We start from the raw sequence: 25,522 nt of genomic DNA, 5'->3' as shown, positions 1-25,522 counted from the left end.
TATGAGCTTAAAAAAGTTTTCAGAATTATTTGGCGATCTAGATTCAATTAATAGTACAAATAATAAAATTGAAGTTTTAAAGAATTATTTTTTATCTAATGATCCAATAGATAATTCATGGGCAATATATTTGCTTACTGGAAAAAGTAATAAGAGATTTATTAGTGGAAGATATTTAAAAAATCTTTTTTCTCAAATATATGAATATCCTCAATGGTTAATTGATACATGTTATTTAAAAGTTGGTGATTCTGCTGAGGTAATAACGTTATTACTCAAAAATAAAACTAATTCTAGAAAAAAGAAATTATCAAATATAAGTCTCAATAAATTACTAAGCGAAACAATACCTGCATTGTCAAAACTTAATGAGGAGGAGAAAAATTTAGAAATTAAAAATCTTTGGGAAACATTACCTGAAGATAACCATCTAATTTTTAATAAAATTCTTACAGGAACTTTCAGAGTAGGAGTCTCTATCGGATTAATCACTAAATCAATATCAAAACTAATTAATATTGATGAAGAGATTATTTCTCATAGGTTGATGGGGGATTTTAAACCTTCAATTGAATCATATGAATTTTTAATTAACAAGAATATCAATCTTCAAGAGTTAAATTACAAACCATTTCCATTTCTTCTAGCAAATACTTTTGAAGATAAAATCTTCCAAAATTCAATAAATGATTTTCAATTTGAATGGAAATACGACGGTATAAGGATGCAATTAATTAAAAGATCAGGCAATGTTTCGTTATGGACAAGAGGGCAAGAATTAGTAAATGAATCTTTCCCAGAATTAGTAGAGAAAATATCACATTTAAAAGATGATTTTGTTCTTGATGGAGAATTATTAGTTTGGGATTTTAAAGAACAAATCGCCTTAGATTTTTCTTTACTTCAAAAAAGAATAAATAGAAAGTCTCCTACGAGATCAATCCAAATAAAATATCCAATTATTTTTATTGCTTATGATCTTTTAGAGATTAATGGGAGAGATATAAGAGAAATTAAATTAGAAAATAGAAGAATTGAGTTAGAAAAATATTTTTCAAAATGGCAAATAAAAGCTGAGAATAATATCTCTGATATTTTCAAAATATGTGATTTAATCTTTCCTAAAGATTGGCCTGATGCTTTAACTTATAAAGAAAAATCTCGAGAAAATAACACAGAAGGATTAATAATTAAGAAAAAGAATTCTATATACTCCTCTGGAAGAAAGAAAGGTATTTGGTGGAAATATAAAGTTGATCCTATGCAACTGGATGCTGTTCTAATTTACGCTAAGGGCGGCAGCGGTAGAAGAGCTGGTCTTTATACAGATTACAGTTTTGCATTATGGAAAGACAAAGAATTAATTAAATTTGCAAGTGCATATTCTGGTTTAACGAATATTGAGATTAAGGAGCTAGATAAATGGATAAGAAAAAATACAATAGAAAAATTTGGTCCTGTTCGATCGTTAAAACCAGAAATGGTATTCGAAATATCTTTTGAGAAAATACAAATTTCTAAACGTCATAAGTCAGGTATAGCAGTACGATTTCCAAGAATAACAAAATGGAGAAAAGATAAAAAAATTAATGATGCAGATAGCCTAGAGAATGCTTATAAACTAATGAAAAAAATGTCATGAAAAATATCACGAAAAATTATAAGGAAAATAATTTAATTTCTAAAATTAAACAGTTTTTCTCCACAAATGGATGGGAGCCGCTACCCTATCAGATCGAATCTTGGGAAGCATTTTTAAATGGAGAGAGTGGAATAATACAAGTACCTACTGGATGCGGCAAAACCTATGCTGCATTAATGGGACCTCTATCAAAGATAGAAGATCCCAAAAATAATAAAAGTGTCAATATATTATTAATAACCCCTTTAAAAGCATTAAGTAGAGATCTAAAAAATTCCATACAATTAGCAGCTTTGCATTTTAATAAAGAAATCACTGTTGAAATTAGGAACGGGGATACAACCCCATATGAAAAGAAAAAACAACTAGCTAAACCACCTAATATTCTTATTACCACTCCAGAGTCTTTATCTCTTTTACTTTCTAATAAAGAATCTAATAATCTGTTCAAGGAGTTGTCATCAATAATTATTGATGAATGGCATGAATTAATGGGTAGTAAAAGAGGAAACCAGTGCGAGTTATCTTTAAGTTGGCTAAGAGGTAATAAAAAAAATTTACAAATTTGGGCAATGTCTGCAACTATTGGAAATATTGAAGAAGCAGCAAGAGCAATAGTTGGGATGAGAGCCATTAAACCCAAAATTATAAGTACAAATATTCAAAAAGAGATCGAAATTATAAGTGTTTTACCAGAGGAGGAAACCACCTTTCCATGGAGTGGGCATCTTGGGATTAGAAGTCATTCTTCACTATTAAAAATCCTTGATAAAAATAAAAGCACCTTATTATTCACTAATACGAGAAATCAATCTGAAAGATGGTATCAATGTCTTAAATTTTTTCTACCAGAGATGGGAGACAAAATCGCACTTCATCACGGCTCCCTCGATAAAGAGGATAGAAGAAGAGTTGAAGAAGGGGTTAAAGACGGATTAATAAAATGGGTAGTATGCACCAGCTCTTTGGATTTGGGAGTTGACTTCCAACCTGTAGATCAAATAGTTCAAATTGGTAGTGCAAAAAATTTAGCTAGACTTATCCAAAGAGCTGGAAGAAGTGCTCATAGACCAGGTGGAAAATCAAAAATAATTTTTATGCCTACTAATTCTTTAGAGTTATTAGAGATTAGTGCAATGAGAAGAATAATAAAAAGTGGTATATATGAGGAAATTAGACTTCCTGAATTATCTTATGATGTGCTTCTACAACATCTAATAAGTTTGGCATGTGGAAATGGCTTTGATCCGAAAATTGAAAAAGAAAGAATTAAAAATTGCTGGAGTTATAGAAACTTAAAAGATCAAGATTGGAATTGGTGTCTTGACTTTTTAGAATATGGAGGAAAATGTCTTAAAGCATACCCAAAATATAAAAAGATAGTAAAAGAAGAATCACAAAATAATAATGAAAACTTTAAATATTTTGTAAAAGACAAATCTTTAATAAGAATGCATAAGTTCAATATTGGGACAATTACAAGTGACAAATTTGTAAATGTCAAATATATGAAAGGTAAATCATTAGGAAATTTAGAGGAGAATTTTGCTTCAAAATTAAATCCCGGGGATACATTTTACTTTGCTGGCAAAATGCTTCAATTTGTAAGAATAAGAGATATGATTTTATACGTTAAAAAATCAACAAAAAAAAGTTCTCTAATCCCTGCATGGGTTGGAGGTCAAATGGCAATTTCTGATCTACTTTGTGAGAGTTTAAGAAAAGAAATAGATATATGCAACGAACTAGAAAATTATGATTGCTTAAATCCTGAACTCAATTCATTACGCCCAATATTAAAGAAACAAAAAGTTCTTTCAAATATTCCAAATAAAGAAGAATTCCTTATAGAAATATATAAAACCAAGGATTTATCAAATCTTTTTGTTTTTACACTTGATGGCAAATTTGTAAATGAAGGAATTGCATTTTTATGGGCTTTGAGATTGGCAAAATTAAAGCAATCTACATTTAGTATTACTGCAAATGATTTTGGATTCAGCTTAACTACTGCAGAAGATTATGATTTTTCCATAATAAAAAAAGAAGCTGATTACTTTTTGAATAACAAAAAATTAGAAGAAGATCTAGAAAATGCAATTAATTTTTCAGAATTAACAAAACGTAGATTTAAAAATATTGCCCAAATAAGTGGACTAGTAAATCAAAATAATCCAACCAAAACAAAAACTTCTTCCCAACTTCAAATAAGTTCAAGTCTTTTCTACGATGTCTTTACTAAATATGAAGAAGGCCATCTTTTGATAAAACAATCGCATCAAGAAGTTAAAGAATATCAATTAGAAAATAAAAGAATATCTAGATCATTAGAAAGATTAAAAAATTTAAAAATGCTGCTAAACGAGATAAAAACTCCAACTCCTTTTGCTTTCCCTTTACTAGTTGAAAGACTTAAAAATACTTTAAGCAATGAGCCAATAGAAAAAAGAGTTGAAAAACTTATAAAAAAATATAGTGATTAAATGAAAAAAAGTTCTTTTAAATTTTGTTGGGAAGATACATTGTTAGAGATGCTTCCTTCAAGATCGTTATTTTTACCGGAAACAAAAGAGTTATTAATATGCGATATTCATCTTGGGAAAGCTGAGTATTTTCAGCAAAATGGTATACCTCTTACTAATAATTCAGATAAAAACAATTTTGCAAGAATAAAAAAAATAGTAAAAAAATATAGTCCTAAAAAGTTAATAATATTAGGAGATTTATTCCACAGCAAATATTCAATAGATGAAACTCTGCAAAAAAAAGTTGAGGATCTTCCTGAACTACTAAAAACTAACGTTGAACTAGTCCTAGGAAATCACGATTTAGGTTGCGATATTAAAAATATTAAAATTTTTGATATTAGAAAAAATAAAAATATTACTTTTAGTCATGAACCAGTTAATTTAGAAAACAATAAAACCTTGAATATTTGTGGACATTACCATCCAAAAATCTCTATAAAAAACAATGGAGATAAATTATCATTTAGGTGCTTTGCAATGGATATCAATAAAAATGTTTTATATCTGCCTGCATTTGGAGACTTAACAGGAGGATATCCCTGCAAAAAGTCATTTAAAAAATGGGCAATTGTTTCTGAAGAAGAAATTATCGAAATAAAATCTTAAGAGAAATCCTATTAAAGTTACTTAAATTTTTCATTTAGATATACCAATTTATACGTAAAAGTCTCGTTTAATTTTTTTATCAATTAATTTAAAGTAAAAAAAATTGATACACCTAATGCCCCTTTCTTTACAAGACAATCTACGTTATAAAAAAAATAAACCCATTATATAGAAATGAAAAAATTAATAGCCTTGATTTTATTCCCATTTCTTGTCATACCATTTGGAGCAAAAGCAAATGATAATTTTTCTGTTGAGATAGAAGCACTTACACTTGTAATGGAGCAATATAAGGAAGAAACTGAATCAAGTGTTGAATTAGACATGGAAAATAAAAAGCCAAGTTACATGGCTCTTAAACAGGACGAATGCAATGCAACTGTTGAGGTTACAGAAAAAACAGGATTAGAAGTTGTAAATACTGAATCTTTCGATGTAAATGTCTGCCTGAAAGAAATTTATAAAGTAATCAACTAAATGAGCAGGTTTTAACAATATAATAAAGACAAGCAAATTAAAGAGGTCTTTTACTTAAAGAAGGTAAGACCTCGAGACCTAACAGAAAACTTTGGAACGGGTTCTGCATACCCAATTAATAACTACAAAGAAATTGTAGAGGTGTAATTAAAAGTACAAAAACTAAAATTATTTTTTAAGTAATTATTTCTTCTTCGATAATGTTTGTGATTCTTCTCTAGACATTAAAGCTTCGATTTGAGCAAGAACTTTCTGAAGTTCATCCGTTTTTGTAAGAGATGCTTCCGCTACTTCTCTTAATTTTTCTAACTGTTCTTTAGTTTTATCCATGATAAATAAATTAGAAATTAACCACTTTTAGTGGTTTTAATACAGATTTTTCACTCCCACACAGATTCATATTCTCTCTTTTTTTTATAAAGTCAAATAAATTTCCTTTTATTAAGGTTTTATGAGGACTTCCAATTAATTCTTTATTGAATATTGAGACCATAAGATTACCGTAAATAGAAATACTCGTAAATTATGAAGTAAATACAGGCAATCCTATTGTTGCAGTTGTTATTAGAGCTCCTGCAAAAATCAAGAAAGGTAGAAATGGATAGTTTTTCAAAGATAAACTTACTAATTCGAGATTACTATATAGGTATTTATACTGTTTGTCTACCCCTTATCCCTCTCTGGAATAAATTTTTTTTTAAAAGTAAAAAATTAACATCAACCAAATTTACCAGAAATGTATTCCTGCGTAGTTTTTTCTTTTGGAGAGTTAAAAATTTTCTTTGTCGAATTAAATTCGGCTAGATAACCAACCTTCCCTCCATCACCATCTTCATATTCAATAGCATTAAAAAATGCAGTCATATCACTAACTCTTAATGCCTGTTGCATATTATGAGTAACTATTATTATTGTGTAATTCTTTTTAAGTTCGTGCATCGTCTCCTCTATTTTCAAAGTAGAGATAGGATCCAATGCTGAGCATGGTTCATCCATGAGAATTATTTCAGGCTCAATTGCGATGGTTCGAGCAATACATAATCTTTGTTGTTGTCCACCAGATAGAGAGTAACCACTATCATTTAATTTATCCTTACATTCATCCCATAAAGCAGCCTTTTTTAGTGAACTTTCGACTAATTCATCCATATCTCCTGTAAAGCCATTAATTCTTGCTCCAAATGCGATATTTTCGTAGATAGATTTAGGAAAAGGATTAGGCTGTTGAAAAACCATTCCGATTCTTCTTCTTACCTCTACTGGATCTACTCTTTTATCGTAAATATTTGTTCCATCAAACAGTACAGTGCCCTTCAGTGAGCAATTAGGAATTAAATCGTTCATCCTATTTAAAGATCTTAGAACAGTAGATTTACCGCAACCTGAAGGTCCAATAAGGGAGGTTATATTGCCTTTTTTAAAATTACAAAAAACATTTCTTACTGCTTCAAAAGTTCCATAGCTAATAGATACATTCTCAAGAGATAAAATGATATTCTTTGGTATTTTTTTATTAGTTTTAATCATTTATACTCTCTTAGTTTTCTCAGTAAAAGCGGCTAATATCCTTGAAAATATATTTACTGATAGTATCGATAAAACAAGAATAAAGGAAGCTGCCCAGGCTAATTTATTCTGTGCATCATAAGGTTCAAGGGCAAAGTTATATATCAATACAGCCAAAGAACCCATCTCATAAAACAAGTCTCCAAAGCCTGTTATGTAGTAGTAAGAGAATAAAGCCGTAAATATCAAAGGTGCTGTTTCACCTGCAGCTCTTGCGATTCCAAGTACAACCCCAGTAGCAATAGACCTAAAGGCAGAGGGCAAAGTAACTTTCAATATGGTTGTATACATACTTGCTCCAACACCAAGAGAAGCATATCTTAATTCATTAGGAACTAACTTTAAACCTTCGTCAGTGGTCTTAATAACAGTAGGCAACATCAATATTGAAAGCGCCATCCCTCCTGCCAAGCCACTGTACATACTCCCAAACAAGATCTTTGTAGAAACGATTAAGGCATAAATAAATACACCTGCAATTATTGAAGGGACTCCAGCTAAAACATTTACACCAAATCTAATAAATCTTGAAAAAGCTCCACCTTTAGAGTATTCAGCCAGATATATTCCACCACCAACACCGACTGGTATGGCGATAATTGAAGCAATGCTAGTAATTATTAATGTCCCTATTAAGGCAGGATTAATACCTCCTGCATCTAAATCATCTCCAGGAGGATTTGGTTCTAAAGTAAATAATTCTGGTGTAATTTGAGATCCACCTTTGTAAAGGATATAAGTCACTAGAAAAATCAAAGGAAGTATTGCTATTAATGCACAAATTACTGATAAAGAAGTAAAGAATTTATCTCCTATATTTCTTGATAATCTTTTTTGGTAATAGAGTGAATTCATAATTATCTAATATTTGAGACTAAATTTCTTAACTAGCAATTGAGCAAAGATATTGACCACTAAAGATAGGATCATCAGTACAAAAGCCGCATAAAAAAGTGATGAAACCTGACTTCCATCAGCCTCACCAAACTGGTTTGCAAGCATGGAGGAAATGGTATATCCAGGAGATAATAGAGACCAACTAAATGCATTTGAATTACCAATAATCATTGTCACGGCCATTGTTTCTCCCATTGCCCTACCTAAAGCCAATAGAACACCTGCCATAATTCCTGATAATGCTGCCGGCAAAATTACTGAAAAAATTGTTTTCCATCTACTTGCTCCAATTCCATAGGCTGCATTTCTTAGCTTTTTAGGAACCTGATTAAGTGAATCCCTTGCAATGGAAGTCACTATTGGCAAAAGCATCACTACTAAAATCAATATTGCTAACAAAGAATTCCTGCCTGTAGGTTCTGTACTGAATAAAGGAATCCAACCAAAGAAATTATGTAAAAAGACAAAAAAGGCTCTGAAAAAAGGTTCCATAACAAATATTGCCCAAAGTCCCAATACAACTGATGGAATTGCTGCTAATAATTCAACAAAGGAACCTATTATTTCTCTAACAACTTTTGGCACAAAGTCCTCGGTAATAAATATTGCAGTTCCAACGCCCAAAGGGATAGTTATTAATAACGAAAAAAATGAGGTTACCAATGTGCCATATATTGCGGTAAAAGCTCCGTATTCATCTTTTACTGGGTTCCATTCAGAGGTTACTAAAAACTTCAAGCCGTACCTTGAAAAAGATTCAAATGACTGAAAAAAGACTACTAAAATAATTCCTAAAAGTATTATTGCTACGAAACTAGACAAGACTAGGGCAGTATTCTTGAAGATAATATCTATATTTTTTTCGATACCGAATCTTTTACGATTCTTGAAAAGAGTTAATTTCTCTTCCATTAAAAAAAGAATATCTCTATAAATCTACTACTAAATGTTGTAAAAGACTTTAAGAGGGGTTAAAGGTATATGAAATTCATGATAATTTGACATCTATTAAAAAATTTAACTACCTATTTTTTCAACGGCAGCTCTTGATTTCAAAAGGATATTTCCTTTTAAGGGAATAAATCCAAGGGATGAAGCCTTATCTTGATACTCATCACTTAACAATTTATTAAAGGCTTGTTTTATTGCTTTAGTGTTTCTACCATTACCTTTTTCGTAAGCAAGTATCCATGTCAATGAAGCGATAGGGTACGCTCCTTTTGCTGTTGGATTAGGATTTTTACCCGCAAGATTTTCATCTAAAGTAATACCATTAAGAGCCTTAGCTCCTGCTTCTGCAGATGGTTTTAGAAACTCACCTGAAAGATTTTGAAGTGCAGCAGCCTTAACATTACCTTTAATATATGACTGATTTACATAACCAATTGCCCCTGGAGTGTTTTGAATTACACCTGCGACACCAGAATTACCTTTTGCTCCAACGCCTGCTGGCCACTTAACTGATTTGCCAGTTCCTAAAGTCCATGTTGGTGAAAATGCTTCCATAGAGTTTGTGAAAGCCTTAGTAGTTCCTGAACCATCAGAACGATGTGTCCAAGTTAACTTTCCTGATTTACAGCCTAATTCTTTCCAGTTTTTAACCATACCCATTGCAACTCGTACTGCTTGCTCTTGAGTAAGTTTCAAATCGCAATCATAGTTATAACCAAAAGCAATAGTTCCACCAATCATAGGTATTTGAACAAGTCCTCTAGTTACTTTCTCTATATCAGAATCTTTCATAGGATCATCTGATGCACCAAAGTTTACAGTTTGGTCTATAAAAGCTTTTCTTCCAGAGCCCGAACCAACTGCTTGGTAATTAACCCTTGGTCCCCCAGATTTGGCTAAGTCAAAAAACCACCTAGTATAAATTTTCGAGGGAAATGTAGCACCTGCTCCGCTCAATCTTTTTGAAGCAATCGCTTCTTGAGAGAGGACTAATGAGATAGCAGAAGAAAAAATAAGGACTTTTTTGAAAATGCCCACTTTGTAATGAGAAATAATAGTGTTAAATATAAATTACAGACAAAAGTTAATTTAAAAATTTCAAGATATATTAATCAAATTATTTTGATATAAATATTATTTATATAGCTGCATTAAGAGCTCAGCTAGAAACTAAATATCAGCTCTTTATTTAGAATTTAATTTTTGTTGTTACTCTGTTTTTATTTTGAGATTTGAATTCAAAAATTCCCGTATCAGTAAATATTGTCAATTCATCTCCGGATGTTTCTTCAATTGCAATTCCGTCAGACTCTAGATTTTTAACATATACATTACCAATAAGTTTTAGGGATTTATCATCCTTGTCAAAAGAAAGCTTGTCCGAATAAGCCTCAAAATTACCACTATTACTCTTAATGACTACATTTCCCTTAGCCTTTAAATCACCTTCTAAAGTATTTACTTGAGAATCAGATGTAATTGTGTAATTAGTTAATTCCTGAGCAAAAGAATATTCAGCTAATAAAAATAAAAACGATGCAAAAAATAAGCTTTTCATTTACTCCCAACCCCTTTCTGCATTTTGAATAATCCATTGTGCAAGAACCTTATCCTCTCCATCCTTCAATTTATTTTTATAACCCTTCATAAAACCAATCCCATCATTAGCAATTTTTGTTATTGAATTTAAATCGGCTATTCCTCTTTTTTCAAGGTCAGAAAGTTTTAATGATTTGGATCCTTTAAGAACGACTAATCCACCTCTTACATGACAGCCTGCACAAACATTTCTAAAAATTGTCTCTCCATCTCTAATATCAGTAGCCATTAGATATCTATTTTGCAAAGAGGTTTGGAAAATAATTATTAAAGTTATTACAGGAATTACAATTAGAAATTTAAATATTTTCATTTGATTTATTTCACCCACAATTAATTTAGCAATTAATTCTGAATCTCAATCTATCTATTTTAATAACTCTACTGCTACAACAAGATTTCCTAATAAACCGTTAAAAATATTTAGTTGTTCTTTACTACCAAAGGCTATTAATACCTGACCTGGTTGAAGTATGAAATTACCTCCAGGATTAGTAAATAATTTTTCGTTTTCTTTAATAGCTAAAATTTTTGCACCACTCTTTTTTCCAATTCCAAGTTCAGAAAGTGATCTTTTCTCTGCAGTTTCAAAAAGACTAATATCATTACTTAATTCAAATTCTTCAATTTCACATTCACTTCCTGCAAGCAGATCAAGAAAGTCAATGGCGATAGGTCTTAAAGCCATTGATGCCATTGCTCTTCCTGCAGCGATATAAGGGCTTACGACTATACTTGCTCCAGCTAATCTCAATTTACTTGCGGCTTCTTCAGTTCCAGCTCTTGCAATTACTCTTATAGAACTTCTAATCCCTTTAGCGCTTAAAACGACATATAAATTAGCCGCATCATTTGGTAAGGTAACAACCAAACTTTTACATTTTTCTAATCCTGCCAGTTTTAAAGTCTCGTCAAGAGTTGCATCAGCACAAAGAACTTCTAAACCATTTTCTTCAGCAATCTTTTTTCTATCTTCATCGCTCTCAACAACAATTATTGGAATATTTTGCGTTTTTATCTGGTTAGAAATTTCCTGACCTACCCTCCCATATCCGCACAAAATTACATGATTTTCCATTTTTCTAAGAAGTCTTTTAAAACGTAATTCGTTTACTCTTTGAAAATAGCCCGATTCGAATAATCGAACAGCTTTTTGAAAGGTAAATTGAATAAAGATCAATCCGCCTACGATTACTAAAACAGTTACGATCCTGCCTTCAGGACTTAAAGGTTGAACTTCTCCAAAACCAATAGTGGTTATTGTGATCAGAACCATCCATAAGCAATCACTCCATTCCCAGCCCTCTGTTATTCGATAGCCAATTGCACCTAAAAAAAACAGAAAGAATAAAGAATAAATAAGACCAAACCAAGGCCTCAAATAGTCTTTAATAAAATAGAACTCAAATAATCTAAGCTTCATATCCCTTATTATCGTTAACTATTCAAAAATTTCAAAAAAATTTTCTATTATGTTCCTAAAACTATTTATTTGATTAAGTGAAATACATATTAAGCAGGATAATAATATTTATTTTCGTAGCTGTATGCATTAAACAAATGATTACTGTCTCAGGTCTTATTTAATGCTTTATTAAAAATTAATTTATGGTTTTACTTGTACTGATTCAATAAGAAAATCAGAAGCTGCTTTTAACCAATCAGCAACTGTAAGACGGAGGTCAGGTTGAGAATATACAAGCGCAACAATAATTCCAACTAAAATTATCTTCACCATGGCAATTCAAATATTCTTATGAATTAAAGCACAACTATTTGGTAAAAAGAACCTTAAATTTATAAAAAACAGATTAATTAAAATTTCTCTAATTGATTAAACAAGTATTCCACTCTTCTTAGATTCACACCTAAATCTGATTGCCCTAATCTTGCTGCAGATCTTATCTGAATAATTCCTTTTGATCTATCTACATAACTTCTTACATCAAGCTTTAAAATTTCGAGATCATCTGGAAATCTAAAAATTAAGCTTCTACAAACGCCTCTCCAATAATTTCTACCACTTTCAATAACTTCTGTACGAGGTAACCCCTCTGCCAGAGAAACAAGTTGAATAAACTTTTGGTCAACATTTATTAGTTTCTTTTCTACTAAGACACTATTTAATGGATTAGTTATTGGAGCAAGACCTTGAATGGAGGAAACCATATTTTTAAGAAAGATATAGATGTTCTAACCGATTTCATACACAAAGTGAGAGAAAAAAAGTAAATAAATTCCCCATAAATTTAATCTCTTTATAAAGATTCCTTATTTTTTGTCCAAAATTCTAAAATTTAAGATTTTTAATTATTTTTTTTGATAGAGATGGTTGTCTACCTTTATTACTAGTTAGTTTCCTAATCCATAAAAAAACTCCAACAAACAAAAAAATTTCAACAATAATTCCAACCTTTATTAGACTCATTTTTTATCCTCTTTTTTCTTGTTGGTGCCTTCGATATATGGCACAAGGATATTTAATAACCATTTTTTAAATGCACTTAAAGGTTTCATAATCTATTTACTTGCCTTTTCTCCACATACTCCTCCCTTTGATGAGATCCTCTATATTTGGCCAAGCTGCTATTAATTCTTTTAGTGCCTTTCTATTAGGAGTATAGAAAACACATGACAATGCACTTATTACATAAAGTATGAACCATAACTTACTCTCTGAATAAGCTAAAAACAAAGAGAAAAGAAAACTTCCAATAAAGAAGAAGAAGAATGACCTATTTAATATTTCTAATGGAGTTCTTTTAAGTCTGTAGAATTTAATCTTTTTAATATCTTCTTCAGTATCTTTCTGAAATTTACTTTCGTACGAATTAATTATTTCTTCTTCTAGAACTTTTTCATACTCTAAATTATCAATTGGATCGCTTTGATCCTTTTTATTTATCATCGGTATCTATACAGTACAAATATGTTAACTAATTAAAGGTATTTTAAAAGTATCAAATTTTATCTATTAAATGAAGCTATACGAACAGATCATGGTTTTGAAAATACTTCAAGATTGTCTTATTTATAAAAGATAAATTAGTCAAAATATTCTTTTTAATTTTCCCAAATCTTTCTGTCATTTAAAATAATCACCTTTATAAACTTCATAGCATTAATTAAATTCGGAGGCAATATCTAAATCTAGAGTTAAAATAGTTTAGAGATTTTAATAATAATCTATATGCAAAGATATTTGATTTCCTACGAATTTACTGATGGCGAGGATCAAGAAGAAGGGGCAGAAATGCTAATTAATTGGTATGAATCAGGTGGTCCCCAAAATAGACCTGAAAACTATGAGGTTCATTCTTGGATTTTTATGGTTCAAAATGGGATTGGCCATTCTGTAGTGAGTGCAGATTCTCTTGAGACAATTTGGAAGCAATGGCATCCATGGAGAAGGTTAATGGATATAAGCATTCAGCCTTGTATGGATCTTGATGAGACAGTCGGATTATTCAAAAAACAAAAAATGAATACACGGATAGTCTAAAAGTATTTCTAACTTCTAAATATAAATTTCTTTTTAGTAGCACCTAATACTACATACATATTTCACTGCGTTAAAAAGGATAAGATTAATTTTCCATGATGAATGATTCTTATCACATTTACTTCAAAGGAGAAATTCTTTTCAAGAATTTAAGTAAAGATGAATTTGAATTTGTTTGGGGGAAACTTTATACATCTTATATAAATGCCCTTAATAAAGAGCTAACCTACGAATTAGTTAGCGAGAGCAATATTATGGAGCCAGCCTTTAACCTTGAGCCATCTTACTAAATCAAGAACTAAATCCTAGGTCATGAATAAAACAAGAAAATCTGTCTCTCTTTAATTTTGAGGTACTCTTTCTCTTCTTTAGTTATGTCTAAAGCAATTTTATTTGCCTCAATTTCGACATTCAAACTATAAGTTTCAAAGTTTTCCTGTCTTTTAAATAGAGCAACGATGCCAATATCTGTTATAAACCAAATAAAATGATCAGTTTCTCCAATTGGCTCCTCTTTTAAAGAGTCAATAATCAAATCACAGGTTGAGTCCACTTAATAATTCTGAAAGTAATTTTAATTACCCCCGTTACAATACCTTACGGCCTCAGAATTGGTACCACCATCTTCAATAATTTCTGCAACACATTTATTGAAAAGTTTAGACTCTTTTTTTACTGAACAGAATCCAAAAGCGATTGCAGCTAAAGCTATTGCAGATACGAAACTAGAACCAAGTTGTATAAAACCATAGGCAAACATAATGTTTTTCTTTCCAGAACATTTTTTTGAATCCTTTTTTTCTTCTGTCATTTAAAATTTATTAACTTAGTCAACCCTATTTGATTAGTTTTAGGTTTGAGAAATATTTGCATAGAGAAAACCGAATTAAACAATTTATACTCAGCTATGGCAAAAATTAAAAATTTCAAGTTTTGATTGATTTTTCTTCACTTTAATTTTCAATTTGATACATCATGAAGAAAAAACTTTTTGAATTTTTTATCAACATGAGCTTCTGGTATAGAAAATTTATCTTTTTTAAAAAGTAATGATCCCACAGTTATAACAAGAGATTATGTTACTTTTTAAACTATATTTTATTTTTTTTGATGAAGTATTAATACTTAAAAATTTTTCCAGAAAAGCTTGTTTTGATAATGCTCCCGAAGAGTTATCCACTTTTTAAGCGTTTTTCAACAGGGTTTTCCACAATATGTTGATTAAATTTGAATTTCTATGAGGAAAATTAAATATTATCTTCTTTTAAGAAAAAACTATCCACAAATTTTTTTTGGGATCACTATGATCTCAACTGTCTTTTAATTAATTTTAAGAACAAATCTTATGAATCTAAATGAGACAAAAAAGGATTTAAATCCCGAAATCAGAAAAGAGTTGGAAAAATCTAAGCTCAAAGTTCTTACTAATGAAAATGATTTTTTAGTGAAAAACCTCAAAAAGGCCGGATGATTTATTAGAACTAAAAAATTTTTTTAAACTGCAAAATTTACAAAATTCCTTTGAAGGTCGAAATAATGACTTTGGAATGATCATCCAAAATATTTAATCTATCAAATATAAAATTTCTATTAAATAACCAAGTTAATACTCTTTATACCAATCATATAAAACAAATCTTAGTTATATTATCCAAATCTCCATAAGAGATCTGAAAAGAAATATAAACGGGAAAAATCATTTAAATTATTTAAACATTAAGTTTTTCCTGTATTTGCATCATGGTTTCTACAAAAGATGAATATCCAAGAACTTAAAGTCAACTACAAAAAGCTTTTAAACAAAGCTGCCAAAGCAAACGGTCGTAAAGAAACTGTTTCTTACTTAAATCGTGCTGCTAAAATTAAATCAAAGATCTATTCAAACACTAAGGTAAATTGTTTTAGATGTAATGGAGCAGGTTTTCTAAGAATTTCTTTAGATGAGACTAAGACATGTCTATCTTGCTATGGGAAGGGTTTTTTGATTAAAGAAATTCAGCAGGTTTAAAAAATTTGATTGTTTATGAAAGATCTCATTCAAGCTCATAAAAAATTAATTAAAACAGTCAAAGAACAAATGGGATTTTCTGATTATGGTATGTACTGGTTGGCTTTCTTGGAAGGAGGTTTAACCATATGGTTATTGGATAGAATATTTTTCCACTGGTTAAAGTTTTAATTTTTATTTATGTCAAAAAAATTCTACAGGTATTAAATAAGTTAATTTATCGAAACCATTTAAAAAGTTGTAGCATAGTAAAAAAAAACAATATGCAACTACTGGGATTGATTCTTCTTCTAGCGAGTAGCTGGTACTTATGGAAATTAACATCAAACTTTCTTGATGAACCAACAAAAAAAGAGCTGACTAATAGTTTTAATAATCTCAAAAATAAATTCTCTGAGGGGAAACAAAACTTTTCTAAAGCAAAAATAAGCGAAGCTTGGGAAAAGTACAAAGAAGAAGGTGGTGCCTTATCTAATAAAGAAAAAGGCTAGTGGACTTTTTTATTATTACAGGCCTTACTAAAGATATTTCTAGAATTGATCTAATTGGTATTTTGATTGGGCATTTAATTTTTGGTGTTGCATTGACAAAGCTTTTAGATTGGACGTGGTTAAAGAACCTTATGAGTGAAGAAGATAAAATAAGGATGCTTAAAAGTTATACATGGAAAGACTTATTAGTAGATGGAGCAATTGTTACGGTAGTTCTAGGAATAATCTTTTTGATAATTAGCATTTTTCTATAAATGAACGTAACTTACATCCTTTTAGTTTTTTAATGATTTCAATTGTGATTTTCACTCAAATAATCAATTCCTCCGATAAATCAAAATAAATGACTGAAGTAGTTAGCAACTCCTCAACTGGATGGTATTTAATCGCTTTAGTAAGCACTTTATCTTTTTTAGCCTTAATTTACTTTGGCCAAAAAAGATAGAGTAAATTTTGAAAGATTATTAAAATTCATAAAAAAAGCTCTGCAACTTCACGAGATGCAGAGCTTTTAATAATTAAGTAACTGATTTATATAAATCTGTTGATTATAAAACCTTTTTTCTTAATCAAAGAAAAAGAGACCGATGAATGTGATGAAGATACTGAATTCACGGCCCCTTTAATAACCGCAATTTTCGGTAGATACGACAATGAATCACCTCCTTTACTAATTTTTTCTAAAGATAACTAAAAGAATTGAACAAGGAAAGAAATTCGTTAAAAATTTAAAAGTTTTTTAACAAATTAACGATATAAATCTCTAAAAAATAAAAATATAGAATTTACCAAGGCAAAACTTCCCCATTGGCATGCCAAAACGTACCCGAGTTATTTTTATTTAAAGAATCTATACGTTTTAAAAGGCCATTTGCTGATTCTTCAGGACCAATGCCATTTCTTGTAAAGCCAGTCATTCTTGTATTCACTAACCCAGGATGCAAAATAGCTACATAAATATCTTCTCTTGATAAATCTATAGAAAGTGATTTTGCTGCCATGGACAAAGCAACTTTAGACATCCTGTAACCATAAGAACTTCCAGATGTATTATCTTCAATAGATCCCATTCTACTTGTGATAAAAGCAACTTTAGAAGATCTTTTTAAAAAATGTTTAAGTGATTGAGTCATACATATTGGGCTCAATGCATTGACTTCAAATTGCCGCAAAATACTTTTTTTATCTAAGTTTTCGAAAGAATTAAATTCATAAATTCCTGCATTATGTATTAAGCAATCTAAATTAACTCCAGATAGTTTTTTACACAAATTTGTTATCGACTCATCAGAAGAAATTTCTATATTCTCTTCAATTCTCACTCCTAAATCTCTAAGTTCTTTTGAAGCTTTCCTACACGTTGCAATAACATTATCCCCCCTTTTATGAATTTGCCTACATAGTTCTAATCCAATACCCCTATTTGATCCTGTAATTAGAAAAGTCGACATCTCTAAACTAAAAATAAAAAGTTAATCTAAATCAAAATATAAAAGAAAACGAACTAGAAAAAGAAAAAATTTATAAAATTCCTTATTAAATTTTTAAGGTTATGATAGGTTATGAAAATTAAAGAATTTATAAAAGAAAGCAAAGATATTTTATTATCAAAATTTAATTTATGGAAATTATCAATCAAGAATTTATAGAAGAGATTATTAGGTTAACGTGGAGAAATCCTGCTTTCATGGCTATAGCTATTGCGTTAGTTTGGCTTATCCCACAATTATTTATCAGAAAAATAATGGCAAAAAAATATGAAAGAAGAAAAATAGAAATTCAGAAAAATAAAATTCAGAAGCTTTACCCAACTAATACTCCTAAATAAGATTTTTATTTATAAAATGATCTAATAAATCAAAAAATACTTTTTGCATCTAGGTAAAATATGACCTACAAAATAATTAGAATTGATGGGAAAGATGACGAATTAACAGCTCAAAGTTTTGATAAATATTCAGATGCGTACGATTTGCTAGAGGAACTATATGGAGATTTATGTTGTTCAGATGCTGATTATGGAGACATAACCTATTACGATATTGTGGAAAATAATTTTAAAAATATTAATGGAGAATAAAACATGGGCTCCCTCCCAAGAAGAAAATTTAGGGGTAATAACGAGAGTATATGAATTCATTAAAGAAGAACTGTCAGAACTTCAAAAAGAAACTGGATGTCCCGATTCATTTATTTACGATTTTATTGGCAAAATTCAGAATGAATGGCATCCTGAGTCATGTCACTCCATAGTTAGAAATAAAAAAAGGAAAAATTAGAAAATATTAAATCTTCAACTAAAAATTATAAAATTTCTCTAATATAATTTGAATTTAAAAATTAAATCATGATTATTAGAATACTAGGTATCGTACTTATCCTTGGTACAATTGCATATTATGGTTTAGTTTTAACTGGCCAAAGCAATCTTTAGTTTTTCAACTTTTAAAATTTCTAATGAAATGGCCTCCTGCTCTTTGTTGGACAGCACCAAAAACTATTAATGGTAATAGGCATTTTCAAGTTAAAGCTTATGGTGGTAAAAATGAAGATAGATGGGTTGATATTTTTCCTACCAAAAATAAAAAAGATATTAAAAGGATCCTATGGACAAAACTAAAATCAGAATGGACTTCTGGATGGTTGAGGCTCCCAAAAGATAAAGAATAATTTGTCTATGTAAACAAATATTATTAACCAGAAAACTGTAAAAAATAATACCTAATGCAAAAAAAATAACTTCTAAAATTTTTAAAATCCTGTTTAATATGAAGCAAGAACCGAAGAAAAAACTCCCTAATAAAAAAGTTATAAGTTCAGCAAAATTTGAGGCTAAAGAACAATTCACAAAATCTGCATTAGAAAATTTAAAAACAGAAAATGAAAGGCTTGTTAATTCACTAAAAAAATCTGGGGAAATTAAAGAATCAAAAAGAAAATAGACTTACGTTATTAAAAAATTTTTATTATGATAATAATTTATAGATTGAGAAATGATTGAAAAAATCTCTCTAGCAAATTCTCATTTACCTCAACTTATTGGGTTCGTACTTATGTCGATTGGTTATACATTAGGCAATAAATTTTACCTTCCTGAAATCAAACAAAAGTAACAATTTCTAGTTATTAAATATATTTTAAACAAATTATAATAAATGTATATTCCTAATAAAAATTTAATACATTATCTGATTTGACAATACAAATTTTAAAGCTTTCTGCAATTCAAATAAGAAAAGAAATAAGAAATAAATAACACATTACTGTAACACTTTAGTCTTCAAAAGTGTTAAATCCAAAGAAAAAGTAAGGATTCATACTAATTTTTTTTAAATATGTTACATTCATTAATAATTCAAGTTAAGTTTTCCTCTGTAAAAGCAGTTAAAGGAAATGTTTGATACATACAAATGTCATTTACTCTTTGGCTTACTAATTGATCACACATGAAATATAAAAATGGATGCTCTTACTAGTTTTATAGTTGTTATCATCGCAATAACTATTCAATTCTCTTTATACGCCATCAAAAGGTTGCAGGAACCTTTAGAACCAAATTATTTGATAGATAAAAATTCGAAAAAAATAACAAACTACATGGGTAAATTTTGGAAAAATGCCGAAATAACAAATGGGAGATTAGCTATGATTGGTTTTTTAGCTTTGATAATAAACTACGGTTTTTTCGGGTGGATAATACCTGGTTTTATTTAAAATATAATTACATTAAAGTTTTAAAGAAAATAAATCTCTCGTTCATAACAAACTCTCCTTTTAAAAAAATAATTTTTATTATAAGTAAAAAAGCAATTGAGCAATTCTGATTTTGATAAAAATGGATTAGACAGCTATGGAATACATTGGCTTCAATATGCTGCTTTTGCTGTCTCTGGTTTTGCTATATTTACAACCTGGGCATTTTTTTATGATGAAAGATTCCACAACTTTGTAATGAATATTTTTAGGGTTATTAACTGCAGCGGGTTCAACTGTAATGGAGCATTTTAAAATTCTATGGCTAATCCAGATCAAAAAACAATATTAATTGATAATGCTTATGAGGAAATTAAAAACATTTGTATAAATCTTCAAAAAGATACTGATGCTTCGAATTTGGAAGTTAAAAGTTTACTAAAACTAATTATGAATGAATGGGCAGAAAATGAGGAGAAAAAAAATGGTTTTGGATTTAGGTAAAGTTAGCCACTGTCTAAGAAGAGAATTAAGCCTCAAATCATTTTAATATGAAAAGATTTTTTAATTTTTAAAATTTAATATTTATAATTTACAATTTTTAGAAAGAAATTAAAAAGGAATGAATCTCAAATAGAAGATTCATTCCAGATTTAGCATTAGTTTTATCTAGATTTAAATTTTATAATTAAACTCCTCTGGTGGACTGTCAATCATTAGATCCCTCCTATTCAACAAGTTAAACCTAAGCCTTACTAATTAAGAAAGTAAATCAGTAAAAATGCTGATTTGTTATTTTCTAAAATGTTTGAATTAAAGATGCCAATTCTGGGGCATCTAATAAAAGTGCAAAAAATGTGAGCACAACTAATAAAAATATGGAAAAGTAGAATTGAATCATGCTTCAAAATTACTTAAAAAGAATTTTTTAAGTTGTATAAAATAATGCTTTGTTTACATAATTAAATATCTCTACTTAGAGAAGTTTAATTAAAGAATAATTAAGATGCTTTAGGAGAAAATATCGTACTATTTTTTTGCCAATACTCACAGCCTTTAAGTAAATGATCACCCTGTGGTATGCGTTTTTCGTATTTTGGACAGATCAAGATAGTAGCAAAAGTTTCTGTAGTGCTGTAGCGAAAGTGATTGCAAGTAATACAAATCTTTGTTCGTTTTCGTTTTAGGGTAGATTCTTTTAGATATTCCCATTTTGACGAATTAACCTTGATCATGATTACTGGAATTTATTAGTAACAATTTGCCAACCTCCTGAGATCAATTCATTCCATGTTTCACAAGCGCACTCAATAGAATGGAGTCTTGAATTTTTAAGTCGGGCTGGTTCACCTAATTCATTTGCATAGAAAAGATGAGTATATACTTTTAAGTTATTAGATACAGATTTCTTATAACTCTCAAAAAAAATTAATAAACCACTTTTTTTGTTAAACAACCAGCCAGTTGGGGGGTCAATAAGGCTGCCACTATAAAAATAAGTCCGAACATTAGCAACTCCTGAAGCCATGAAGATAATACAGTTGTACTATTAATATAAATGTACTATTCGTAGACGTCAAGTATGCCTCTGATAATTATTTAAATACTAAAATTAGTATCCAAAATAATCAGCCGTAAACTTCTTATTTGGTAATAGTGAATACAAGTAACTCCTTGAAAAGGAAAATATCATTTAAAGAGTATCTCCAAAAAAATTCAATGTATCGAAATCCCTTCTATTTAGGATGGAACAAAGGTTGGTCTTTTTTATTTTTTTTAGAGGGTGGCATTGCAAAAATTGAAGCAAAAGGTTTTGGTATTTCTATTACAACAAAAGTTGAGAAAGGAGAATCACCCCTAGAATCTGCGGATAGATTAGTCTCGAAAGAGCAAAGGATTAGAAAATCAAGATATTATTCTTGGGTTAAATCTATTAATGAATAAAACAATAAATTAACCAATCCTTAAATTTCTAAAGTAATTTGTTGATAGTCAATTTAAAATAGAAAATAGTCATTTATTTATCGTGTCCAATAAATTTTATGAATGGTGGAAAAACCATAGAAAAGTTGTAACCTATGGAGCTTTTATCCTCTTGTTTGGTTTTTATTTATCTCCTGTTATCAAAGAAGCAACATACAAAAACCAATGTATTAAGTATTCTACTAAAGGAGCTTTAACTAAATTTAATAAGGACGATATTGGAGAAACTTTACTTGAAGAAACAGGTTTGAATATTGATGAACTAGCAAAGATTGAAGGTTATAAGAATTGCATTAATTAAAAAGTTCGCAATAATTACGCTGAGTTTTTAAATGATTAAAGGTATGTTAAAACTTATTTTATTAATATTATTATTTGGATTTATATCAATAAGTCCAAAAACAAGATATTTGGTTGGCATAACTCTTAAAGAAATTTCTTCATTTCTTTTATGGACTGTTAAATATGAAGATAGAGAAAAATGGATTATAGATAAACCAAGTTGGATACCTAGCCAAAAACTTAAGCCATCGTATTAAATGAAGACTTATTTAGAAGAACGAATTGAATGGTTTGACGATAATTATAGAAATGGTAATGCGTTAATCTCTGATAAGCAGTTCGACCAACTTGAAAAAAATTTATTAAGAACAAACCCTAATTGTGATTACTTTAAAAAGAAAAATAAACTAGTTTTACCTTCATTAGAAAAGGATTCAATAGATGAATTTTTGAAAGGATTATTAGTAAATACCAGATTAATAATTGAACCAAAAATTGATGGTTGTGCTGTTGCTTTGCAATATAGGGATGGAACCTTGGAGAAAGCAATTTCAAGAAAAGGGGCAGATGTTACTAGTAAACTTATTAAATTACAAGACATTCCCAATAATCTCCCTTTAAGAGGAATTCTTCAAGTTAGAGGTGAATTATATGCACCCAACCAAAGTCCAAATATCTCCCAGAGAATCGCTTCTGGATTTCTAAGAGCTAAAGAAGGATTTTCTAAAAGTCTTAGCTTCTGCGCATTTCAAATACTTAATTCAACACTTAACCAATATGAATCCAAAAAAAGTCTTTCAAAGCTTGGCTTCAAGGTCCCTCAGGATATTTCATGCAACTTTACGAGCCAAGTTGAAGTATTTAGAAAACAATGGCTAGAAGGGAAGCTTTTTAGTAAATATCCAACAGATGGAATAGTAGTAAAAATAAATTCTAGAAAATTACAATTGATTAGAGAAAAATCAAATTTAGATTATCCTTATTGGCAAGTAGCAATAAAACGTTAATGGAATTAATGCACCAGATTTTTCCTACTTGGCATATTTACTTGGATATGTTTTTGGTTGGCTTTGCAACTTACGGTTATCTAAGAATTAAGAAAAAAATAAAAACTAAATAAAGTTTTTAAATCATCGGTGGTCCTTAAGCATGGATTTAAGTTGTTCGGTATCTAATTGTTCAAGATAATTTCTCATTGCCAACCAAGATCTTCTGCTTTCTAACTTTCCACTTTGTTTAAATAAATTTGCGGAAACTTGATCTATTAATTCTCTATGTGTCATATTTATATTCTTCATCAAGTTCAATGACGACACCATTAAAAAATTCTGCTAATAATTTTGATGGGTCTTGCATAGATATCTTTCTATCTACTTTTGATAATTTCTTTTTGATTGGATTTAAGTTAGTCATACAGATTCAGGTAATTCAAGTTCTTCAAAAGTCCAGCCTTCTAATTGAAGGTCATGCCATTTATCCCAAGCATTATCCAAATACATTTGAGTGGATGATTTAATTGCCATTGGCTCACCAAGATCATTTGCATAATATGTATGAGCAAAAATTCTCATACTATTTCTTGGAGATTTTTTATTCCTTATAAATAAAATTAATCTGCTGCGGTCTGGGCTAAGCAACCAACCACTTGGGGACTCATTACGATAACCGTAAGAAAAATTAGTCCAAACATTAGCGCCTCCTAAAGTCATTACTTAGTAATACATTTGTACTACTAATATAAATACATTAGAAATGGATCGTCAAGTATTTAGGCAAATAAATTATTTACACTAATAGAGAATAAAAACAGCTCAGTTATTTCAAAAAAATAAAATACCTACCAAAAGCCTGTTATAGCAAGCATTTTAATAGGTAAAACCGGATCCCCGTCAGTTCTCTGCTGCATCGACCTGGAAATGCCAGAAGAGGATTCAAAGTGGGCTTTCGTTTCCGATTACAAGATCGGTTTACTACCGCATCACGACAGTCTCCTCATGTCGAAAGAGAGTCAGATCAGAGCACATAAAGAAGAACTTAACCAAAGATCCAGTAATCTAACTCTAACTTATTTTTTTATGCATTTGGTGATGGCCAAATGTCTCTTACCATAGTTAATAAAATTTGAGCTTCATCGTATCTTTCTGAATGCGTTTTACCATTCAATAAAAATGTGATGTGAGCCATTTTTCTTCCCAGAATTTCTCGAGATTTGCCATAACAATGAATATTAGAACCCTCAATTTCAGATAACATTTTAATTCTGGTTTCCATTGAGATTGGGAAATTCTTTTTTAATCCCAGTAGATTTATCATAATTGCCCCTTCACAATTCATTTTAATTTCAGGTGGCATTATCCCAGAAGAAATGCAAACATATTGATCAAACTGACTTGAAGTACAAGCTTCAATAGAGAAATGAGCTGAGTTATGTGTTCTAGGAGCTATTTCATTAATTAAAAGACCATTATCGCCATAGAAGAATTCAATAGCTAAAACTCCAACGTAATTAAGTTCATTGACTATTGAAGAGAAAATATTTATTGCAAATAAGTTCAAATCATATTCATTTGTTCCAGGTGCAAGAACCCAATCACAAATATGATTTGATTGGAATGTCTCAACGATTGGGAAGAATCTTATCTTACCGGTTCTATCTCTCGAACCAACAAGAGCTAGTTCTTTTTCATACTCTATCCATTCTTCTATTAACCACTCATCAGAATTATTCTCTATTAAAAAAGAATCTAAATCTTCTTTTGTCTTTATTTTTTTGTTCCCTTTACCGTCGTATCCACCTTTATTTGATTTTGCCATTAAAGGGAAAGTCCAATTATTGATTTCCTCATCCGAAAGATTCTTAAAATCTTCAATCTTTATCCATTTTGGACAGGGGATATTCATTCTATCTATTAATTTTTTTTGAGAAAACCTATCTACTAAAGGCTTTATTGCATTAAGACTTGGAACAAAAATATCGTTATTATCAATTAAATTTAATTTATCAATTTTTATCCATTCATTTTCAAAAATTATTTTTTCACATTCATTAATTAATGATTTATTACCTCTTATCTTTAAAGGATCAGCTTCTATGACATGATCCGCTTTTGAACCAGCAGGATCATCACAAGACTTTGTTTGCACACATACTTCTAAATCTCTTCTTTTTGCTGCCTCGGTTAACATCAAAGCCAGTTGACCTCCTCCAATTATTCCTAGGGAATAATTTTTTTTAATATCGTTTATATTTTTTTTAAAACTCATAGCATGATTTTATTACCATTTCTAATTCTTAAC

43 protein-coding genes and 1 other RNA gene are annotated in these 25,522 nt (G+C 29.7%); 23 read left to right on the top strand and 21 right to left on the bottom strand.

The features are described 5' to 3' along the window. Position 1 precedes the first annotated feature (1 nt). The 4 genes from AMO19_RS07200 to AMO19_RS07185 all read left to right on the top strand — a co-directional run bounded on the left by AMO19_RS07200 (position 2) and on the right by AMO19_RS07185 (position 5,253). Positions 2 to 1,642 carry an ATP-dependent DNA ligase gene (locus AMO19_RS07200; protein ID WP_075507890.1) on the top strand — a complete coding sequence of 547 codons (1,641 nt, stop codon included), beginning with the start codon at positions 2 to 4 and terminating at the stop codon, positions 1,640 to 1,642. Further along, the gene (locus AMO19_RS07195) at positions 1,639 to 4,125 is read left to right on the top strand and encodes a ligase-associated DNA damage response DEXH box helicase (protein WP_075507889.1); all 2,487 of its coding nucleotides are present in this window, start codon (positions 1,639 to 1,641) and stop codon (positions 4,123 to 4,125) included. Before AMO19_RS07200 ends, AMO19_RS07195 begins: the two co-directional genes overlap by 4 nt. Continuing rightward, positions 4,126 to 4,776 (top strand): ligase-associated DNA damage response endonuclease PdeM, encoded by a 651-nt coding sequence (gene pdeM / locus AMO19_RS07190; RefSeq protein ID WP_075507888.1) that lies wholly within the window; start codon positions 4,126 to 4,128, stop codon positions 4,774 to 4,776. 174 nt (positions 4,777 to 4,950) lie between these two features. After that, complete coding sequence (locus tag AMO19_RS07185) at positions 4,951 to 5,253, top strand: hypothetical protein (RefSeq protein ID WP_075507887.1); 303 nt, start codon at positions 4,951 to 4,953, stop codon at positions 5,251 to 5,253. 183 nt (positions 5,254 to 5,436) lie between these two features. Here the strand turns inward: AMO19_RS07185 and AMO19_RS08625 are convergent, their stop codons facing one another. The 12 genes from AMO19_RS08625 to AMO19_RS07140 form a co-directional block, all read right to left on the bottom strand. Next, positions 5,437 to 5,583 carry a hypothetical protein gene (locus tag AMO19_RS08625; protein WP_002808068.1) on the bottom strand — a complete coding sequence of 49 codons (147 nt, stop codon included), beginning with the start codon at positions 5,581 to 5,583 and terminating at the stop codon, positions 5,437 to 5,439. Between the two features lie 387 nt (positions 5,584 to 5,970). Beyond that, positions 5,971 to 6,780: a phosphate ABC transporter ATP-binding protein PstB gene (gene pstB / locus AMO19_RS07180; protein WP_025952645.1), complete on the bottom strand. Its 810-nt coding sequence runs from the start codon at positions 6,778 to 6,780 to the stop codon at positions 5,971 to 5,973. Further along, entirely contained in the window at positions 6,781 to 7,674 is an 894-nt protein-coding gene (gene pstA / locus AMO19_RS07175) for a phosphate ABC transporter permease PstA (protein WP_075507886.1), read from the bottom strand. Between the two features lie 6 nt (positions 7,675 to 7,680). Further along, positions 7,681 to 8,628, bottom strand: coding sequence for a phosphate ABC transporter permease subunit PstC (pstC, locus tag AMO19_RS07170; protein WP_075507885.1), 948 nt, complete (start codon positions 8,626 to 8,628; stop codon positions 7,681 to 7,683). A gap of 105 nt (positions 8,629 to 8,733) precedes the next feature. After that, the gene (pstS, locus tag AMO19_RS07165; RefSeq protein WP_075507884.1) at positions 8,734 to 9,705 is read right to left on the bottom strand and encodes a phosphate ABC transporter substrate-binding protein PstS; all 972 of its coding nucleotides are present in this window, start codon (positions 9,703 to 9,705) and stop codon (positions 8,734 to 8,736) included. A 151-nt stretch (positions 9,706 to 9,856) separates the two neighbouring features. Then, positions 9,857 to 10,225: a hypothetical protein gene (locus AMO19_RS07160; protein ID WP_075507883.1), complete on the bottom strand. Its 369-nt coding sequence runs from the start codon at positions 10,223 to 10,225 to the stop codon at positions 9,857 to 9,859. Then, on the bottom strand, positions 10,226 to 10,597 hold the full coding sequence (locus AMO19_RS07155) for a c-type cytochrome (RefSeq protein WP_257008982.1): 372 nt from the start codon (positions 10,595 to 10,597) through the stop codon (positions 10,226 to 10,228). Positions 10,598 to 10,633: 36 nt separating this feature from the next. Then, on the bottom strand, positions 10,634 to 11,689 hold the full coding sequence (locus AMO19_RS07150) for a potassium channel family protein (RefSeq protein WP_075507882.1): 1,056 nt from the start codon (positions 11,687 to 11,689) through the stop codon (positions 10,634 to 10,636). A gap of 183 nt (positions 11,690 to 11,872) precedes the next feature. Then, positions 11,873 to 12,004 (bottom strand): hypothetical protein, encoded by a 132-nt coding sequence (locus AMO19_RS08800; RefSeq protein WP_011818220.1) that lies wholly within the window; start codon positions 12,002 to 12,004, stop codon positions 11,873 to 11,875. A 77-nt stretch (positions 12,005 to 12,081) separates the two neighbouring features. Further along, positions 12,082 to 12,435 carry a DUF1499 domain-containing protein gene (locus AMO19_RS07145; protein WP_025890629.1) on the bottom strand — a complete coding sequence of 118 codons (354 nt, stop codon included), beginning with the start codon at positions 12,433 to 12,435 and terminating at the stop codon, positions 12,082 to 12,084. Positions 12,436 to 12,556: 121 nt separating this feature from the next. Beyond that, positions 12,557 to 12,694, bottom strand: a complete 138-nt coding sequence (locus tag AMO19_RS08620) for a hypothetical protein (RefSeq protein ID WP_179850536.1) — start codon at positions 12,692 to 12,694, stop codon at positions 12,557 to 12,559. 96 nt (positions 12,695 to 12,790) lie between these two features. After that, entirely contained in the window at positions 12,791 to 13,174 is a 384-nt protein-coding gene (locus AMO19_RS07140) for a DUP family protein (RefSeq protein WP_075507881.1), read from the bottom strand. Positions 13,175 to 13,456: 282 nt separating this feature from the next. On the opposite strand from AMO19_RS07140, the gene AMO19_RS07135 reads away from it, so the two are divergent. Together AMO19_RS07135 and AMO19_RS07130 are read left to right on the top strand one after the other, a co-directional pair. After that, positions 13,457 to 13,768 (top strand): DUF3303 domain-containing protein, encoded by a 312-nt coding sequence (locus tag AMO19_RS07135; RefSeq protein WP_011818215.1) that lies wholly within the window; start codon positions 13,457 to 13,459, stop codon positions 13,766 to 13,768. A 98-nt stretch (positions 13,769 to 13,866) separates the two neighbouring features. Continuing rightward, entirely contained in the window at positions 13,867 to 14,058 is a 192-nt protein-coding gene (locus AMO19_RS07130) for a hypothetical protein (RefSeq protein WP_025943342.1), read from the top strand. A gap of 20 nt (positions 14,059 to 14,078) precedes the next feature. Here AMO19_RS07130 and AMO19_RS07125 read toward each other — a convergent pair whose 3' ends face one another. Continuing rightward, positions 14,079 to 14,321, bottom strand: a complete 243-nt coding sequence (locus AMO19_RS07125; RefSeq protein WP_075507880.1) for a hypothetical protein — start codon at positions 14,319 to 14,321, stop codon at positions 14,079 to 14,081. 21 nt (positions 14,322 to 14,342) lie between these two features. Next, the gene (locus AMO19_RS07120; RefSeq protein WP_025890625.1) at positions 14,343 to 14,579 is read right to left on the bottom strand and encodes a hypothetical protein; all 237 of its coding nucleotides are present in this window, start codon (positions 14,577 to 14,579) and stop codon (positions 14,343 to 14,345) included. Positions 14,580 to 15,524: 945 nt separating this feature from the next. On the opposite strand from AMO19_RS07120, the gene AMO19_RS07115 reads away from it, so the two are divergent. The 5 genes from AMO19_RS07115 (at position 15,525) to AMO19_RS08610 (ending at position 16,961) form a co-directional block, all read left to right on the top strand. After that, positions 15,525 to 15,776: a hypothetical protein gene (locus tag AMO19_RS07115; RefSeq protein ID WP_025931689.1), complete on the top strand. Its 252-nt coding sequence runs from the start codon at positions 15,525 to 15,527 to the stop codon at positions 15,774 to 15,776. Positions 15,777 to 15,791: 15 nt separating this feature from the next. After that, entirely contained in the window at positions 15,792 to 15,947 is a 156-nt protein-coding gene (locus tag AMO19_RS08615) for a hypothetical protein (protein ID WP_012007524.1), read from the top strand. Between the two features lie 92 nt (positions 15,948 to 16,039). Then, complete coding sequence (locus tag AMO19_RS07110) at positions 16,040 to 16,267, top strand: hypothetical protein (RefSeq protein WP_075507879.1); 228 nt, start codon at positions 16,040 to 16,042, stop codon at positions 16,265 to 16,267. After that, complete coding sequence (locus tag AMO19_RS07105; RefSeq protein ID WP_075507878.1) at positions 16,267 to 16,521, top strand: hypothetical protein; 255 nt, start codon at positions 16,267 to 16,269, stop codon at positions 16,519 to 16,521. The genes AMO19_RS07110 and AMO19_RS07105 overlap by 1 nt, the downstream gene beginning before the upstream one ends. Positions 16,522 to 16,811: 290 nt before the next feature. Next, on the top strand, positions 16,812 to 16,961 hold the full coding sequence (locus AMO19_RS08610; protein ID WP_179850535.1) for a hypothetical protein: 150 nt from the start codon (positions 16,812 to 16,814) through the stop codon (positions 16,959 to 16,961). Between the two features lie 91 nt (positions 16,962 to 17,052). Here AMO19_RS08610 and AMO19_RS07100 read toward each other — a convergent pair whose 3' ends face one another. Continuing rightward, on the bottom strand, positions 17,053 to 17,718 hold the full coding sequence (locus AMO19_RS07100) for an SDR family oxidoreductase (RefSeq protein WP_075507877.1): 666 nt from the start codon (positions 17,716 to 17,718) through the stop codon (positions 17,053 to 17,055). A gap of 170 nt (positions 17,719 to 17,888) precedes the next feature. Here AMO19_RS07100 and AMO19_RS07095 point away from each other — a divergent pair, with 170 nt between their 5' ends. The 8 genes from AMO19_RS07095 (at position 17,889) to AMO19_RS07065 (ending at position 20,464) form a co-directional block, all read left to right on the top strand. Then, the gene (locus AMO19_RS07095; protein WP_075507876.1) at positions 17,889 to 18,095 is read left to right on the top strand and encodes a hypothetical protein; all 207 of its coding nucleotides are present in this window, start codon (positions 17,889 to 17,891) and stop codon (positions 18,093 to 18,095) included. Between the two features lie 60 nt (positions 18,096 to 18,155). Continuing rightward, positions 18,156 to 18,347, top strand: a complete 192-nt coding sequence (locus tag AMO19_RS07090) for a hypothetical protein (protein WP_025955516.1) — start codon at positions 18,156 to 18,158, stop codon at positions 18,345 to 18,347. Beyond that, positions 18,337 to 18,546, top strand: coding sequence for a hypothetical protein (locus tag AMO19_RS07085; protein WP_075507875.1), 210 nt, complete (start codon positions 18,337 to 18,339; stop codon positions 18,544 to 18,546). Before AMO19_RS07090 ends, AMO19_RS07085 begins: the two co-directional genes overlap by 11 nt. A gap of 178 nt (positions 18,547 to 18,724) precedes the next feature. Further along, positions 18,725 to 18,937, top strand: a complete 213-nt coding sequence (locus AMO19_RS07080) for a TIGR02450 family Trp-rich protein (protein WP_075507874.1) — start codon at positions 18,725 to 18,727, stop codon at positions 18,935 to 18,937. Between the two features lie 98 nt (positions 18,938 to 19,035). Further along, the gene (locus AMO19_RS08605) at positions 19,036 to 19,209 is read left to right on the top strand and encodes a hypothetical protein (RefSeq protein WP_179850534.1); all 174 of its coding nucleotides are present in this window, start codon (positions 19,036 to 19,038) and stop codon (positions 19,207 to 19,209) included. 517 nt (positions 19,210 to 19,726) lie between these two features. Further along, positions 19,727 to 19,981: a chlorophyll a/b-binding protein gene (locus AMO19_RS08600; protein WP_075507873.1), complete on the top strand. Its 255-nt coding sequence runs from the start codon at positions 19,727 to 19,729 to the stop codon at positions 19,979 to 19,981. Positions 19,982 to 20,077: 96 nt separating this feature from the next. Beyond that, complete coding sequence (locus AMO19_RS07070; protein ID WP_011818197.1) at positions 20,078 to 20,275, top strand: hypothetical protein; 198 nt, start codon at positions 20,078 to 20,080, stop codon at positions 20,273 to 20,275. 6 nt (positions 20,276 to 20,281) lie between these two features. After that, complete coding sequence (locus AMO19_RS07065; protein WP_075507872.1) at positions 20,282 to 20,464, top strand: hypothetical protein; 183 nt, start codon at positions 20,282 to 20,284, stop codon at positions 20,462 to 20,464. A gap of 733 nt (positions 20,465 to 21,197) precedes the next feature. Here the strand turns inward: AMO19_RS07065 and AMO19_RS07055 are convergent. Next, positions 21,198 to 21,488, bottom strand: coding sequence for a DUF1651 domain-containing protein (locus tag AMO19_RS07055; RefSeq protein ID WP_075507870.1), 291 nt, complete (start codon positions 21,486 to 21,488; stop codon positions 21,198 to 21,200). A 128-nt stretch (positions 21,489 to 21,616) separates the two neighbouring features. Between AMO19_RS07055 and AMO19_RS07050 the strand changes: the two genes are divergently transcribed. The 4 genes from AMO19_RS07050 to AMO19_RS07035 all read left to right on the top strand — a co-directional run bounded on the left by AMO19_RS07050 (position 21,617) and on the right by AMO19_RS07035 (position 23,232). Next, complete coding sequence (locus tag AMO19_RS07050) at positions 21,617 to 21,904, top strand: hypothetical protein (protein ID WP_257008980.1); 288 nt, start codon at positions 21,617 to 21,619, stop codon at positions 21,902 to 21,904. 82 nt (positions 21,905 to 21,986) lie between these two features. Continuing rightward, the gene (locus AMO19_RS07045) at positions 21,987 to 22,244 is read left to right on the top strand and encodes a Notch domain-containing protein (protein WP_075507868.1); all 258 of its coding nucleotides are present in this window, start codon (positions 21,987 to 21,989) and stop codon (positions 22,242 to 22,244) included. A gap of 43 nt (positions 22,245 to 22,287) precedes the next feature. Then, a complete protein-coding gene (locus AMO19_RS07040) occupies positions 22,288 to 22,482 on the top strand; it encodes a hypothetical protein (protein WP_257008979.1) in 195 nt (64 codons plus the stop codon). Then, the gene (locus tag AMO19_RS07035; RefSeq protein WP_075507866.1) at positions 22,483 to 23,232 is read left to right on the top strand and encodes an NAD-dependent DNA ligase; all 750 of its coding nucleotides are present in this window, start codon (positions 22,483 to 22,485) and stop codon (positions 23,230 to 23,232) included. It abuts the gene before it with no gap. A 123-nt stretch (positions 23,233 to 23,355) separates the two neighbouring features. Here the strand turns inward: AMO19_RS07035 and AMO19_RS08595 are convergent, their stop codons facing one another. The 5 genes from AMO19_RS08595 to AMO19_RS07020 all read right to left on the bottom strand — a co-directional run bounded on the left by AMO19_RS08595 (position 23,356) and on the right by AMO19_RS07020 (position 25,489). Continuing rightward, a complete protein-coding gene (locus AMO19_RS08595; protein WP_179850520.1) occupies positions 23,356 to 23,523 on the bottom strand; it encodes a hypothetical protein in 168 nt (55 codons plus the stop codon). Then, on the bottom strand, positions 23,498 to 23,638 hold the full coding sequence (locus AMO19_RS08590; protein ID WP_179850533.1) for a hypothetical protein: 141 nt from the start codon (positions 23,636 to 23,638) through the stop codon (positions 23,498 to 23,500). The genes AMO19_RS08595 and AMO19_RS08590 overlap by 26 nt, the downstream gene beginning before the upstream one ends. After that, the gene (locus AMO19_RS07030; RefSeq protein ID WP_012007505.1) at positions 23,635 to 23,934 is read right to left on the bottom strand and encodes a DUF1651 domain-containing protein; all 300 of its coding nucleotides are present in this window, start codon (positions 23,932 to 23,934) and stop codon (positions 23,635 to 23,637) included. The genes AMO19_RS08590 and AMO19_RS07030 overlap by 4 nt, the downstream gene beginning before the upstream one ends. A gap of 162 nt (positions 23,935 to 24,096) precedes the next feature. Then, a non-coding RNA gene (gene ssrS / locus AMO19_RS07025) (6S RNA) lies at positions 24,097 to 24,281 on the bottom strand. 17 nt (positions 24,282 to 24,298) lie between these two features. Beyond that, positions 24,299 to 25,489 carry a 5-(carboxyamino)imidazole ribonucleotide synthase gene (locus AMO19_RS07020; protein ID WP_075507865.1) on the bottom strand — a complete coding sequence of 397 codons (1,191 nt, stop codon included), beginning with the start codon at positions 25,487 to 25,489 and terminating at the stop codon, positions 24,299 to 24,301. Positions 25,490 to 25,522: the final 33 nt, after the last annotated feature.

The organism is Prochlorococcus marinus, from assembly GCF_001180245.1.
Taxonomy (GTDB): Bacteria; Cyanobacteriota; Cyanobacteriia; order PCC-6307; family Cyanobiaceae; genus Prochlorococcus_A; species Prochlorococcus_A marinus_F.
The sequence above is the reverse complement of the archived record's forward strand: the minus strand, read 5'-3'. Positions and strand labels throughout refer to the sequence as shown.

Coding starts and splice junctions, on each gene's coding strand:
- AMO19_RS08800 (WP_011818220.1), bottom strand. CDS start 12,004: ATGGTGAAGATAATTTTAGTTGGAATTATTGTTGCGCTTGTATATTCT.
- AMO19_RS07150 (WP_075507882.1), bottom strand. CDS start 11,689: ATGAAGCTTAGATTATTTGAGTTCTATTTTATTAAAGACTATTTGAGG.
- pdeM (WP_075507888.1), top strand. CDS start 4,126: ATGAAAAAAAGTTCTTTTAAATTTTGTTGGGAAGATACATTGTTAGAG.
- AMO19_RS07120 (WP_025890625.1), bottom strand. CDS start 14,579: ATGACAGAAGAAAAAAAGGATTCAAAAAAATGTTCTGGAAAGAAAAAC.
- AMO19_RS07110 (WP_075507879.1), top strand. CDS start 16,040: ATGCAACTACTGGGATTGATTCTTCTTCTAGCGAGTAGCTGGTACTTA.
- AMO19_RS07140 (WP_075507881.1), bottom strand. CDS start 13,174: ATGATAAATAAAAAGGATCAAAGCGATCCAATTGATAATTTAGAGTAT.
- AMO19_RS07115 (WP_025931689.1), top strand. CDS start 15,525: ATGAATATCCAAGAACTTAAAGTCAACTACAAAAAGCTTTTAAACAAA.
- AMO19_RS07065 (WP_075507872.1), top strand. CDS start 20,282: ATGGCTAATCCAGATCAAAAAACAATATTAATTGATAATGCTTATGAG.
- AMO19_RS07130 (WP_025943342.1), top strand. CDS start 13,867: ATGAATGATTCTTATCACATTTACTTCAAAGGAGAAATTCTTTTCAAG.
- AMO19_RS07080 (WP_075507874.1), top strand. CDS start 18,725: ATGAAATGGCCTCCTGCTCTTTGTTGGACAGCACCAAAAACTATTAAT.
- AMO19_RS08615 (WP_012007524.1), top strand. CDS start 15,792: ATGAAAGATCTCATTCAAGCTCATAAAAAATTAATTAAAACAGTCAAA.
- AMO19_RS07055 (WP_075507870.1), bottom strand. CDS start 21,488: ATGGCTTCAGGAGTTGCTAATGTTCGGACTTATTTTTATAGTGGCAGC.
- pstA (WP_075507886.1), bottom strand. CDS start 7,674: ATGAATTCACTCTATTACCAAAAAAGATTATCAAGAAATATAGGAGAT.
- AMO19_RS07030 (WP_012007505.1), bottom strand. CDS start 23,934: ATGACTTTAGGAGGCGCTAATGTTTGGACTAATTTTTCTTACGGTTAT.
- AMO19_RS08595 (WP_179850520.1), bottom strand. CDS start 23,523: ATGAAGAATATAAATATGACACATAGAGAATTAATAGATCAAGTTTCC.
- AMO19_RS07100 (WP_075507877.1), bottom strand. CDS start 17,718: ATGTCGACTTTTCTAATTACAGGATCAAATAGGGGTATTGGATTAGAA.
- AMO19_RS07200 (WP_075507890.1), top strand. CDS start 2: ATGAGCTTAAAAAAGTTTTCAGAATTATTTGGCGATCTAGATTCAATT.
- AMO19_RS07095 (WP_075507876.1), top strand. CDS start 17,889: ATGGAAATTATCAATCAAGAATTTATAGAAGAGATTATTAGGTTAACG.
- AMO19_RS07195 (WP_075507889.1), top strand. CDS start 1,639: ATGAAAAATATCACGAAAAATTATAAGGAAAATAATTTAATTTCTAAA.
- pstC (WP_075507885.1), bottom strand. CDS start 8,628: ATGGAAGAGAAATTAACTCTTTTCAAGAATCGTAAAAGATTCGGTATC.
- AMO19_RS07135 (WP_011818215.1), top strand. CDS start 13,457: ATGCAAAGATATTTGATTTCCTACGAATTTACTGATGGCGAGGATCAA.
- AMO19_RS07160 (WP_075507883.1), bottom strand. CDS start 10,225: ATGAAAAGCTTATTTTTTGCATCGTTTTTATTTTTATTAGCTGAATAT.
- AMO19_RS08625 (WP_002808068.1), bottom strand. CDS start 5,583: ATGGATAAAACTAAAGAACAGTTAGAAAAATTAAGAGAAGTAGCGGAA.
- pstB (WP_025952645.1), bottom strand. CDS start 6,780: ATGATTAAAACTAATAAAAAAATACCAAAGAATATCATTTTATCTCTT.
- AMO19_RS08620 (WP_179850536.1), bottom strand. CDS start 12,694: ATGAGTCTAATAAAGGTTGGAATTATTGTTGAAATTTTTTTGTTTGTT.
- AMO19_RS08590 (WP_179850533.1), bottom strand. CDS start 23,638: ATGACTAACTTAAATCCAATCAAAAAGAAATTATCAAAAGTAGATAGA.
- AMO19_RS08605 (WP_179850534.1), top strand. CDS start 19,036: ATGAAGCAAGAACCGAAGAAAAAACTCCCTAATAAAAAAGTTATAAGT.
- AMO19_RS07090 (WP_025955516.1), top strand. CDS start 18,156: ATGACCTACAAAATAATTAGAATTGATGGGAAAGATGACGAATTAACA.
- AMO19_RS07085 (WP_075507875.1), top strand. CDS start 18,337: ATGGAGAATAAAACATGGGCTCCCTCCCAAGAAGAAAATTTAGGGGTA.
- AMO19_RS07035 (WP_075507866.1), top strand. CDS start 22,483: ATGAAGACTTATTTAGAAGAACGAATTGAATGGTTTGACGATAATTAT.
- AMO19_RS07185 (WP_075507887.1), top strand. CDS start 4,951: ATGAAAAAATTAATAGCCTTGATTTTATTCCCATTTCTTGTCATACCA.
- AMO19_RS08600 (WP_075507873.1), top strand. CDS start 19,727: ATGGATGCTCTTACTAGTTTTATAGTTGTTATCATCGCAATAACTATT.
- AMO19_RS07145 (WP_025890629.1), bottom strand. CDS start 12,435: ATGGTTTCCTCCATTCAAGGTCTTGCTCCAATAACTAATCCATTAAAT.
- AMO19_RS07020 (WP_075507865.1), bottom strand. CDS start 25,489: ATGAGTTTTAAAAAAAATATAAACGATATTAAAAAAAATTATTCCCTA.
- AMO19_RS07040 (WP_257008979.1), top strand. CDS start 22,288: ATGTTAAAACTTATTTTATTAATATTATTATTTGGATTTATATCAATA.